General features: G+C 50.5%; 9 protein-coding genes. 5 read left to right on the forward strand and 4 right to left on the reverse strand.

The window, feature by feature from the left end:
• Positions 1-268: 268 nt before the first annotated feature.
• From JKP77_RS07015 to envZ, 3 genes are all read left to right on the forward strand, one after another.
• The gene (locus tag JKP77_RS07015; RefSeq protein ID WP_218310468.1) at positions 269-1,360 is read left to right on the forward strand and encodes a DUF2855 family protein; all 1,092 of its coding nucleotides are present in this window, start codon (positions 269-271) and stop codon (positions 1,358-1,360) included.
• A 203-nt stretch (positions 1,361-1,563) separates the two neighbouring features.
• Entirely contained in the window at positions 1,564-2,286 is a 723-nt protein-coding gene (ompR, locus tag JKP77_RS07020; RefSeq protein ID WP_218310469.1) for an osmolarity response regulator transcription factor OmpR, read from the forward strand.
• A 15-nt stretch (positions 2,287-2,301) separates the two neighbouring features.
• On the forward strand, positions 2,302-3,609 hold the full coding sequence (envZ, locus tag JKP77_RS07025) for a two-component system sensor histidine kinase EnvZ (RefSeq protein WP_218310470.1): 1,308 nt from the start codon (positions 2,302-2,304) through the stop codon (positions 3,607-3,609).
• A gap of 3 nt (positions 3,610-3,612) precedes the next feature.
• Here envZ and JKP77_RS07030 read toward each other — a convergent pair whose 3' ends face one another.
• From JKP77_RS07030 to hslR, 4 genes are all read right to left on the reverse strand, one after another.
• Positions 3,613-4,803 carry an MFS transporter gene (locus JKP77_RS07030; RefSeq protein ID WP_218310471.1) on the reverse strand — a complete coding sequence of 397 codons (1,191 nt, stop codon included), beginning with the start codon at positions 4,801-4,803 and terminating at the stop codon, positions 3,613-3,615.
• 486 nt (positions 4,804-5,289) lie between these two features.
• A complete protein-coding gene (locus tag JKP77_RS07035; protein ID WP_218310472.1) occupies positions 5,290-6,852 on the reverse strand; it encodes a phosphoenolpyruvate carboxykinase in 1,563 nt (520 codons plus the stop codon).
• Between the two features lie 396 nt (positions 6,853-7,248).
• Positions 7,249-8,148, reverse strand: coding sequence for an Hsp33 family molecular chaperone HslO (gene hslO, locus JKP77_RS07040; protein ID WP_218310473.1), 900 nt, complete (start codon positions 8,146-8,148; stop codon positions 7,249-7,251).
• A gap of 141 nt (positions 8,149-8,289) precedes the next feature.
• Positions 8,290-8,694, reverse strand: coding sequence for a ribosome-associated heat shock protein Hsp15 (gene hslR, locus JKP77_RS07045; protein ID WP_218310474.1), 405 nt, complete (start codon positions 8,692-8,694; stop codon positions 8,290-8,292).
• 121 nt (positions 8,695-8,815) lie between these two features.
• On the opposite strand from hslR, the gene gspC reads away from it, so the two are divergent.
• Together gspC and gspD are read left to right on the forward strand one after the other, a co-directional pair.
• The gene (gene gspC / locus JKP77_RS07050) at positions 8,816-9,739 is read left to right on the forward strand and encodes a type II secretion system protein GspC (RefSeq protein ID WP_218310475.1); all 924 of its coding nucleotides are present in this window, start codon (positions 8,816-8,818) and stop codon (positions 9,737-9,739) included.
• Between the two features lie 16 nt (positions 9,740-9,755).
• Positions 9,756-11,807 (forward strand): type II secretion system secretin GspD, encoded by a 2,052-nt coding sequence (gene gspD / locus JKP77_RS07055; protein ID WP_218310545.1) that lies wholly within the window; start codon positions 9,756-9,758, stop codon positions 11,805-11,807.
• The last annotated feature ends 1 nt before the right edge of the window (position 11,808 follow it).

Genomic DNA, 11,808 nt, shown 5'->3' on the forward strand with positions numbered 1-11,808 from the left:
GGGTTAGAACACTGACAAGTAAGCACTGGTGACAGGAGGTCTTCAGATTCGCTTCATCGTCACGCCACTCGGTAGCCGTTCATGAACGCTTTCAGCGTGCCATTTATCGCACAACATAACTAAAAGAAATTTATTCTCGATCAATATGTTGTGCTAAAAATTATTCTATACAGGTTGTTATATTCTTTATTAACGCCGACCTTCGGACTAAAGCATATAAACGGAACTGTGCTTTTACTCACGTCTGTCGAAATAAACAGGACTTTTCATGAGCCTTTCGACGCAACAAATTTGGGTAGACAAGCAGGATCTGAACGACACAAAAGTCGTTCAGGACTCACTCAGTGACGATGTTCTCGGAGAAAATGATGTTCTCCTTAAAATAGAACAATTCGGGTTCTCCGCAAACAACATCACGTACGCCTCTATGGGCGAAAAAATGGGGTATTGGGGCTTTTTCCCCGCTGGCGCTGGTTACGGGATTATCCCGGTCTGGGGCTTTGCGGTCGTGCAGCGATCCATGCACCCGGATATTGAGGAAGGTGAGCGTATTTTCGGTTACCTGCCGATGGCATCCCATTGGGTGATTCGTGCCGGTAACGTAGCCAAACACGGCTTTAAGGACGTTCATCCAAACCGTAACAGTATCAGTCCGGTGTACGATCAATACCTCCGATGTTCAGCAGACCCAGCATACAATCTTGACAGAGAAGTCTGGCAACAGGCCTTTCGTCCCTTATTTATGACGTCGTTTGTTCTTGACGAATTCGTACACAATAATGCTGAACAATCGGTCATTCTGATTTCCAGCGCGTCCAGTAAAACCGCCACCGGTTGTGCTTGTCTGATGCGCCACCAGCGGGATAACCGCCAGTCCGGTTTTCGCATTATCGGGCTCACTTCCAAAGCAAACCGGGACATGGTATGCGACTCTAACTGCTATGATGATGTCATAACCTACAGCGACGCGGACCAGCTTTCTGGTGACGACAGTTACTGGTTACTTGATTTTGCCGCCAATGGCGAGATGCTTGCCACGCTGAAACGTCATTTGGGAAACGCACTGGATCGTATCACGCTGATCGGCGCGACCGACTGGCAGTCAAAAACCAAACCCGATCGCGCCGGCCTCAAGGCAGACATCTTCTTCGCGCCTGCACACGTCAAGCATCTGCAGCAGGAATGGGGCCATGAAGGCTTTCTCTCGCGTTACGCGGAATCCTGGAAGCTGTTTTCTGATAATACGACGCAAACCTACTACGAACAGAAATTTGAAGGCGTGAATAATGTATTGTCGGTGTATAAAGATACGCTGGCCGGCCTGATGAACCCAAACGCGCTGTTAAGCCTGAAATTCTGATGTTCCGATAGCTGCGGTCTGCGGTCTGCGGTCTGCGGTCTGCGGTCTGCGGTCTGCGGTCTGCGGTCTGCGGTCTGCGGTCTGCAAGTCAAGTATGAAACCATTTGTAACAAAGCGGCAAGTTCCGCAACACTTCTGTGCTTTTGTCTTTTCCCTTATGTGGTTATAGTGAGACAGGAAAAAGAAACCTTGCGGATAAAAGAATGGGTCAGGAAACCTCAAAAATTCTGGTAGTAGATGACGATATGCGCCTGCGCAGCCTGCTGGAGAGATATCTGGTAGAGCAGGGCTTTCAGGTTCGAACAGCAGCAGATGGTGAGCAGATGAATCGCTTGCTGGAGCGCGAGAATTTTCATTTGATGGTGCTGGATCTTATGCTTCCCGGTGAAGATGGCCTGTCTATTTGCCGACGTATCCGTCAGTCAGAAAACGACATGCCTATCATCATGCTGACTGCGAAAGGCGATGAAGTTGACCGCATTATCGGCCTGGAAATGGGCGCAGACGATTACCTTCCCAAACCATTCAATCCGCGCGAATTGCTGGCACGAGCGAAAGCAGTATTGCGCCGTAAAACCTCCGAAGCGCCGGGAGCCCCCTCCCGTGATGAGCAAATTGTTGAATTTGGCGAATACAAACTGAATCTGGCAACCCGTGAAATGAGTGCTAACGGCACGCCAATGCCACTGACCAGTGGTGAATTCGCGGTGCTGAAGTCGCTGGTGACGCATCCCCGCGAACCATTGTCCCGGGATAAGTTAATGAACCTGGCACGCGGACGTGATTACAGTGCACTGGAGCGTAGCATTGACGTACAGGTTTCGCGTCTGCGACGCATGTTAGAAAAAGATCCTGCCAGCCCTCGTTATATCCAGACAGTCTGGGGATTAGGTTACGTGTTTGTGCCCGACGGAGAGCAGGTATAAGACGAGACGTTCTTAATGCGATTCGTCCCCAGAAGTGCCTTCGGTCAGACGGTATTATTAATCGGCATTTTATTGCTGATTAATCAGGTTGTGTCCTACCTGTCAGTGACCTACTACTTCATTCGTCCCAGTTACGAACAGATAAACAGTTTGCTTGCCACTCAGGTCAAAGGGATCCTGGCCAGCGACATGCTTACGGCAGAACCCGCTAAGCAACAAGTATTCACCGAGCGTACCGGCATCAAAGTCCTTTCCCCTGAACAATCCATGCAACAGGGGCTGCGTAACTCAACGTACTACGGCTTTATGTCAGCGCAGGTCAGCGAACAGCTGGCAGAAAAAGCGGAAGTCCGCATCAGTACGACAACCGGCAGCGACTCCCCCTATCTGGTCTGGATAGCGCTGGAGCGCTTTCCTGATCACTGGATCGCGGTGCCTATTTCCGGGCTAAGCGAAGCCAACATATCGCCTTTGACAATGTATCTGATGGTCATTGGTATACTGAGTGTGGCAGGCGGATGGCTGTTTGTGCGCAGAATGAACCGGCCTCTTCAGGCGCTGCAGCGTGCCGCATTGCAGGTCGGGAAAGGGGAATTCCCTCCTCCACTGGCTGAGCAGGGCAGCAGCGAAATGATAGAGGTTACCCGGGCCTTTAACCGCATGAATCAGGGGATACGACAACTTGAAAACGATCGCGCGCTGATGACGGCCGGCATTTCACACGACCTGCGTACACCCCTGACCCGGATCCGCCTGGCGACGGAAATGATGCCGGAGGACCAGGAGTGGATCCAGGAAGGTATCATTAATGATATCGAAGACATGAACGCCATTATCGATCAGTTCATTGAATATGCCAGACAAGACCGGGAAGAAGTCAGAGAGAATACGAATCTCAACGAATTAATTGAGGAGCTAACCCAGGCACGTCATATTGAAGAAAGTCACCATATCGAACTGGCATTGCAGAATATACCGTCGCTAAGCCTGCGCCGTATTGCGATTAAACGGGTACTGGATAATCTGATTGAAAATGCCTTTCGCTACGGCTCAGACCATATCGTTATCAGTAGCCGGGTGGATACGCAGCAAAAACGGGTAGTGTGCTCAGTCCGGGATTTTGGTCCCGGTGTTCCGGAAAAAGATCTGGATGCGGTTTTTCAGCCTTTTGCTCAGGGAGACAAGGCCAGAGGCTCAACCGGTTCAGGGTTAGGTCTGGCCATTACCCGACGCATCATTGATGCGCACGATGGCAATGTCACATTGCGGAATCACCCGGAAGGCGGCCTGGTCGCCGAATTCTGGCTGCCTTTTCGCCGCTGACCACTACTCTTCGTCAGGCCTGTCTGCGGCGTTCGCCTTAAGCAGACGACTATACCCGAATGCGCAGACCCACAGCCAGACGCCGGCGATAGGGATAACCCAGAATGCCGTTGTCAGAGGGGCAAAATTTGCCCACAGTCCGGTGCTGAATGATGCCACCTGAACGCCTATTGTGTTACCCACCATACTGATTCCGGAAAGCACGGGGCCCTTTTCGGGGCTCAGGCTCATCGCAGCCGACAGCATCAATGGAAACAGACCGCCGATACCCAGGCCCAGCAACAGATTGCCACCTGCCAGTCCGTACAGGTCATCAGCAAGCTTAATGACGAGTGCGCCTGTCAGTCCCAGTGTCGCCATCACCACAATCAGACGGTGTACGCTGAACCAGCGCAGCAACAGCGCAAAGCCGAGCCGGCTGATAACCATCCCGGCCGTAAAGCAAGCCAGCAGATTACGAGACACCTCACCACTGTAGCCAATGCCGTTTTGCGCATAGCTGACAAACCAGTTGGCATTACCGAACTCAACCGCGCCGTACCCGAAGCTGGCTAATGCAAGGAACAGAAACACCGGTTGGGCGATAATATCTTTAAATACCAGCGACTGCTTTGGCGGTTTCGGTTTACCGGCTGTGACTTTGCGCTGCGTGCGCGCTACCAGCAAGGCATAGCCCGCCACCACCAGCATCGCCAGACTCAGCACCTGTATGGGCAGGCGCCAGTTATGCTCCGCCATGTAAAGCAGCGTGACAAAGAAAGAAGACGCGAACGTGCCAAGACTGAACATAAAGTCCATCACACCCATCATGGCAAAGCGCTTTTCGGCGAACATCTGTGCAATCAATGTGTGGCCGATGGTGATCATACTTGAGCTGATGACGCCGATAAAAAATACCATGACCAGTACCGATTGCCACTGCGTGAGCACAGAGAGAATAAGCAACAGCACAGTGTCGATGACAAGCAGCGAGGCCAGCAAGAACAGAAAATCAAACCGGGTCGCATACTTCCCGCCGAGAATGGCGCCGCTCATCATACCCAGTGAAAAAAGCGAAAACAGCGCGCCGCTGACCACTTCTGACATTGCTAGATCGCGGGCAATATCCGGCAGCAGGATCCCCCACAGAATAAACAGCATACCCAGCAGGAAAAATCCGGCAAAAATTACGGTGGTGGCGGGACGACGACTCATCCAGTCTCCTTTATTCACAGTTACAGAAAATGTCAGCCATTCTGAGCACGATGCACTCAGAATGTAATGTGGCGTTAAAACCGGGCAGGGTAGCGTTTTGATTTGAATTATTGGCTGCTTCTTCCAACAGTACGACGATATGCTGATAAAGGCAATTGACCGTCACAACAGGTGGAAACGTTTACATTAGACTACAAAACCTATTTGTATGACAAGCCAAATTCTGCCATTTGTGAAGTCATAGCGATGACATGCAGGTCAGCCATCATTACGGTTTTTATACTGCCACCGAAGTCATACCGGCCGATTTTCCCCATGTTACAGATGGTTGTCGGTATTACTGGATAATGATCGGACGTTGGCCGCGTATCCTGTACCAACCGGTAAATGACCGTTATCGATTAACCTGAATGCAGGATAAAAAAAAGCCCGCTCAATTGAGCGGGCAAAATTCAATCACATGAGGGTGATGAACGTTGGGAAGGGTTACTTGCCGGGACCGGCCTTCACAATAGCGTCACTGACATCGTATTTTACGAAGTTATCATTAAACGCATTGATGAGGTTATCTGCATATTCGTCATATTTTTCTGGCTGTGCCCAGTTTTGTTTAGGCACCAACAGTGTAGGATCAACACCCGGAACAGCCACTGGGACATCAAGGTTAAGTCCGTCAATATGCTGTGTTTCTACATCAGCCAGCTCGCCACTGACGATGGCATCAATAATGGCCCGGGTAGTCGGTATGTCGAAACGCTTGCCGGTGCCGTAAGGGCCCCCGGTCCAGCCGGTGTTCACAAGATAGACCTTGGCACCAAAGGCTTTAACACGTTTAATCAGAAGCTCCGCGTACACGCCTGCCGGACGCGGGAAGAACGGGGCACCAAAGCAGGTAGAGAAGGTAGATTCGATATCGGCCGTTGAGCCGATCTCGGTTGAGCCGACTTTCGCAGTGTAACCACTTAAGAAATGGTATGCAGCCGCTTCTTCAGACAATACGGACACCGGTGGCAGTACACCACTGACATCACACGTCAGGAATACGACCGAACGCGGCTCGCCGCCCCGGTTCTCTTCGACACGCTTAGCGATATGCTCAAGTGGATATGCCGCACGTGAATTTTGCGTCAGAGACGTGTCGTGATAATCCGGTGTGCGCGTTTCATCCAACACGACATTTTCTAAGATGGTGCCGAACTTAATCGCATCCCAAATTACCGGCTCGTTTTTCTGTGACAGGTCGATACATTTGGCGTAACACCCGCCTTCAATATTAAACACACTACCTGGTGCCCAGCCATGCTCATCATCGCCGATAAGAAAGCGCTTAGGATCCGCTGACAGTGTGGTTTTCCCGGTACCAGACAGCCCGAAGAATAAGGTCACATCCCCGTCTTCACCCACGTTCGCTGAGCAGTGCATGGGTAAAACTTCTTTGCCCGGCAGCAGGAAGTTCTGAACAGAGAACATGGCTTTTTTCATCTCGCCAGCGTAACGCATACCGGCAATCAGCACTTTTTTAGCGGCAAAGTTGATGATCACCACACCGTCGCTGTTAGTGCCGTCGCGCTCCGGCACACACGTGAACCCCGGCACATTCATTACCTGCCAGGGGGAGTCAGCGTTTGGATTCCACTGCTCTGGAGTGATAAACAGGTTGCGGGCAAAGACATGTTGCCACGCTGTTTGCGTTCGAACCTTAATGGGAAGCGCGTGAGCAGGATCACTGCCTACCTGTAAATGCGACAGAAAGTGTTCCTGTGTATTCAGGAAAGCTTCTACCCGGCTCCAGAGCGCATCAAATTTGTCGCTATCGAAGGGGCGGTTTACTTTTCCCCAGTCGATATCGTTCTCCGTTTGTGCTTCTTTCACAATAAAGCGATCGGCCGGTGAACGGCCGGTTCTTACTCCGGTCTCAACCACCAGTGCGCCATTAGCAGCCAGCTTTCCTTCCCCTCGCTGTAACGCAATCTCTATTAATTCAGCCGACGACAGATCCACCATAGGTGACACTGCCTTGGCATTATCCAATGTAGCCGCTGCTGTCATTTTCGTTATCCCACGTTAAAGTTTTCAATCAGACTTTCAAAATTACCGCCTACGCCAATTGTATATAATTAAAGGGCCACAGCAACATCAAACTTCCGCATAGCGACTATTTATTTAACTAAATTACGGAACAAGTTACAGAAAGAGGGATTAAAAGTGGAGCCAAACCAGAAGAAATAAACATAAGACACTGATAAATATTAAATAAAACAAACCACGCAAACTGTAACCAATAAAGAAAACTTTCAACACGCCATCAGAATGATGAGTGGCGAACACAGAGACTGTTCCGTAACGACAGTACACAAACGAAAAAAGGCACGTTAAACGTGCCTTTTTGAATAACCGCATCGACGGCTAATTGTTAACTCACCGGAAGCGATATAACGCTAATATCTACTGACCGCTTGGCGTTTCACCAAAATGGCCGCCGTGTATGGCCTCTACGTCAATCGCATCAAACCGGTATTCCGTGTGACAATACTGACAGTTCATTTTGATTGCGCCTTCTTCGCTAATGATGTCCATTAACTCGGCTTTATCTACATTGCGTAGCGCTTCCGCGCTGCGTTCCCGGGAACAGGTGCAGGCGTACGAAACCGATTGCGCAGGAAACATCTCTACTTCTTCCTGGTGGTACAAACGATACAAAATGTCTTGTGCAGGAAGGGCAAACATTTCTTCTTCCGTCAACGTATCGGTCAGCGTTGAAAGGTGATCAAATTCACTGGTTTGGGTTCTGTCAGTCGCACCTGCTTCTTTTGGCATGACCTGCAACAGCAACCCCGCCGCTTTCGCATTGTCGGGCTGGCTCAGATCCGTCATTAACCGTACCGACGTGGCCAATTGTTCAGACTGATCAAAATAACTTTCAATGCACTCCGCCAGCGTAGGCTTGTCCAGCGCCACCACGCCCTGATAACGCTCGCCTTCTTCGGGAGTGATAGTGATCACCAGCACAGCTTTCGATAATAATGCCTCGAAAGATTCTGGCAGTGAGCTCAACTCCTCGTCCCAACGCGCCACACCGCGTAATGTCTGGTCATGGGTAGCGTTAATGACGGCATACTGCACCGGCCCCTGACTCTGGATTTGTAACCCGATTTCACCTTTAAATTTCAGTATGGCGGTAAGCAGACAGGTGGCTGCAGCCATTTCACTTAGCAGGCGCTGAATTTGTACCGGATATTCATAGCTGTGCACTATATGGTTCAGACTGTTGTCCAGCCTGACCATTTCGCCGCGAACACTGACGTTGTTAAAGATAAAGCGGTGAAGCTGATCAAATTGACTCATGTAAATTCATATCCTGTTCAATGATACTGACATCGGTAATGCTGCGGCATGGTTATGCTAGCTTCGGCACGGTTATGCTAAACGTGATGCCCGCTTGTGTCGCGATATCGCATAAGCGATTCCGCTATTTGCCGCACACGATTACTGATGTTTAAACTTAATAATTTCCCGACGTTGTTTTTTGTCCGGCCTGCCTTCGGGCTTAGGACTATGAAACGTTTGTAACTTGCGGGCGGCCTGATTTTCTTCACGCTTGGCTGCGCTCTCCGGCGTTTCAGTGTAAAGTTCCTGTGCCAGTGTGGCGCTAAGTCGCTTTTCGCTAAGCCCGAGAATTTCGACTTCTTTGGTATCCCAACCTGCCGGTACTTTAACCATAGCACCGATTTCCACTACCTTACCCGGCTTGCTGCGCTGCCCGTTGTAATGCACTTTTCCAGACTGCACCATGTCTCTGGCCAGCGCTCTTGTTTTAAAAAAGCGTGCCGCCCACAGCCACTTGTCCAGCCGTACTTTTTGTGATGTATTGTCAGTTTCGTGTTGGCCCATGTAATAATTTCGTAACTGTCTGGCTTTAGTGTTGTGACCCTCACCCCTACTAGGCTATGATGGGTCGGCTAAAGCGCGGTTAACCTAATTTTCACTTTTAAAGCAGTACCATCGTGACAGCATGACACTCGATAAAATCAATTCACAATCTCTGGTCACCTTTTTCAACCAGCATCAAAAACAATTGCACTTGCTGGTTGTAGTGCTGCTCAGTCTGTATTTGCTCGCATTCGCCGCCAGCATGGTGTGGCGAATTATACCTGAACCAACGCTGTCAGCGACACCTTCTGTGTCAGCGACTAACACTACGGTTACGGCAAGTGGCCAAAGTGGGGTCAATGTACGGCGTTTACAACAGCTAAATTTATTTGGCGACGCAACAGCATCGCCACAGCCTGTCGAAACCACGCAGGTAACCGATGCACCGGAAACCCGGTTGAACCTTACCCTGACCGGCGTTGTCGCAAGTTCGCTGGAACAAGCAGGCACCGCGATTATCGAAAACCGTAATGTGCAGAACGTGTATGGGCTGGGTGAAAAGATTGAGGGTACCAACGCTACGCTGCAACAGGTGTTTCGTGACCGCGTAATTATTAAAAACGGCGGCCAGCACGAAACTCTGATGCTCGATGGTATCGATTATGAACAAGCGAACCGTAAACGCCAGCGGCAAGTCGTCCGACCGGTAGAAGATGATGAGCCAGACAATCGTCGCCTGAGTGAAGACGCCGTAGAAGTCACCGAAACCTTGCGAGGCAATCCGGCAAACTTCACAGACTATATTTCCATTTCTCCGAAAACCGAAGATGGTCAGCTACTGGGCTATCAGGTAAAACCGGGGAAAGATCCTGCCTTGTTTGAGTCTGCAGGGCTCCAGGCAGGGGACGTGATTGCGCAGATCAACGGACTGGATCTGACGGATTTACAGCAGTCGCAGGAAGCGTTATCAGAACTGCGTAACTCTCAGACCATCGAGCTGACAATTATTCGGGATGGCGAATACGCAACCATCTATCTGGATTTGCCAGAGCCCGAGCTAGAATAAGAAATAGGATGACAGAATTATGAGGCGAGCCAGCCATTCATTGTTTTCTAAGCTAAGTACTGCATTGTGCGCAGCAGTACTGTGCGCCTCGGCGACGGCAGCCGAATACATGCCAAACTTTAAAGATACCGACATCAACGAATTCATTAATATCGTCGGTAAAAACTTAGAGCGCACGATCATCGTCGATCCCAACGTGCGCGGCAAAATCAGCGTGCGCAGTTACGACATGCTGAACGAAGACCAATACTATCAGTTCTTCCTCAACGTGTTGCAGGTGTACGACTTCGCCGTGGTGGAAATGCCCAGCGGTATTCTGAAAGTGGTTCGTTCCAAAGACGCCAAAACGTCAAACATTCCGGTGGTAGAAGACAAAGCCAGCGACGGTGACGAATTTATCACCCGGGTTGTGCCGGTATATAATGTTCCGGTACGTGAATTGGCGCCGATTTTACGCCAGCTGAACGATCAGGCTGGCGGCGGAAACGTGGTGAGCCACGACCCGTCTAACGTCATGATGCTGACCGGCCGTGCCGCCGTAGTAAACCGTTTAGTTGAAATCATTGAGCGCGTGGACCGCGCTGGCGACGAAGAAGTCGAAATCGTTAAGCTACGCTATGCGTCCGCGTCTGAAATGGTGCGTATCATTGACTCTATCAACAAGTCTCAGGGCAAAGCCAATACAGGTGCCAAGTCAGAGCCGCGTGTTGTAGCTGACGATCGTACTAACTCTGTGATTGTCAGCGGTGATGTGAAAGCCCGTCAGCGACTGATTAACCTGATTCAGCGTATGGACCAGGAACTGGAATCTAACGGCAATACCCGGGTTATTTTCTTAAATTACGCCAAAGCGGAAGATTTGGTGAAGGTACTGCAGGGTGTGTCGGCCAGTATTCAGGCAGAAGAACAAAACGGTCAGCAAAGTCGTCGTGGCAGCTCTAACCGCGAAATCAGTATCGACGCCCACGAAGATTCCAACGCCGTGGTCATTACCGCCGAGCCAGACATGATGCGCTCGCTGGAAGATGTCATTCGCCAGCTGGATATTCGCCGTGCGCAGGTGCAGGTAGAAGCCATTATCGTTGAAATCTTTGAAGGCGACGGCACCACACTGGGTGTGCAGTGGGTGTCTGAAGAAGGCGGTGGTACGCAGTTTAATAACGGTGTTGTACCTGTGGGTGCATTGGGCGTAGCGCTACGCCAGGCAGAAGACCGCGAAGTCCAACGCACCAATGTTACCGCCAACGGCGAAGTAGTGCGTTCGACGGAAACGATTGAAGGTAACCTGACACCACTGGCAAACCTGTTGGGTGGCGCCAACGGCCTGATCGCCGGCGTGATTGAAAATGGCTGGGGTGCGGTTGTACAGGCAGTAAGCACAGACACCAACTCAAACATTCTGGCCACCCCGCATCTGACGACCATGGATAATGAAGAAGCCTTCTTTATTGTGGGTCAGGAAGTGCCAATCATTACCGGCACCACCACCGGCGACAACAACTCTAACCCGTTCCAGACCGTCGATCGTCAGGAAGTGGGTATCAAACTGAAAGTCACACCACAAATAAATGAAGGTGACGCGGTACAAATGCTGATTGAACAGGAAGTCTCCAGTGTCAGCGGTGCAACCTCGGTAGACATTTCAATCAACAAACGTGAAATCAAAACCACGGTGATTGTGGATGATGGCGGCACTATCGTGCTGGGCGGTCTGATTGACGAAGATGTTCAGGAGTCAGTCTCCAAGGTGCCATTGCTGGGCGATATTCCTATTCTTGGACACCTGTTCAAAACAACGTCTACCAGCAAACGTAAACGTAACCTGATGGTGTTCTTAAAGCCGACGATTGTTCGTGACGGCGCTACCATGAATTCAATCAGTCATCGCAAATACAATTATATTCGCGCATTGCAGCTGAAGCGTCAGCAGGAAGGCGTGTCACTGATGCCATTCTCCGATGGCCCAAGCATGCCGGACTGGGATGATGAACTGGCGTTGCCACCGACCTTTGAGGAATACCTCACAGAAAAAGAGAATCTGGACGAGGTAGAAGAGGGTAACGAATAAT

This window comes from Alteromonas antoniana (assembly GCF_019249295.1).
Taxonomy (GTDB): Bacteria; Pseudomonadota; Gammaproteobacteria; order Enterobacterales; family Alteromonadaceae; genus Alteromonas; species Alteromonas antoniana.

Bases quoted from the DNA above. Each gene is read 5' to 3' on its own strand.
- JKP77_RS07030 (WP_218310471.1), bottom strand. From the start codon at position 4,803: ATGAGTCGTCGTCCCGCCACCACCGTAATTTTTGCCGGATTTTTCCTG.
- hslR (WP_218310474.1), bottom strand. From the start codon at position 8,694: ATGGGCCAACACGAAACTGACAATACATCACAAAAAGTACGGCTGGAC.
- envZ (WP_218310470.1), top strand. From the start codon at position 2,302: ATGCGATTCGTCCCCAGAAGTGCCTTCGGTCAGACGGTATTATTAATC.
- JKP77_RS07015 (WP_218310468.1), top strand. From the start codon at position 269: ATGAGCCTTTCGACGCAACAAATTTGGGTAGACAAGCAGGATCTGAAC.
- gspC (WP_218310475.1), top strand. From the start codon at position 8,816: ATGACACTCGATAAAATCAATTCACAATCTCTGGTCACCTTTTTCAAC.
- ompR (WP_218310469.1), top strand. From the start codon at position 1,564: ATGGGTCAGGAAACCTCAAAAATTCTGGTAGTAGATGACGATATGCGC.
- hslO (WP_218310473.1), bottom strand. From the start codon at position 8,148: ATGAGTCAATTTGATCAGCTTCACCGCTTTATCTTTAACAACGTCAGT.
- JKP77_RS07035 (WP_218310472.1), bottom strand. From the start codon at position 6,852: ATGACAGCAGCGGCTACATTGGATAATGCCAAGGCAGTGTCACCTATG.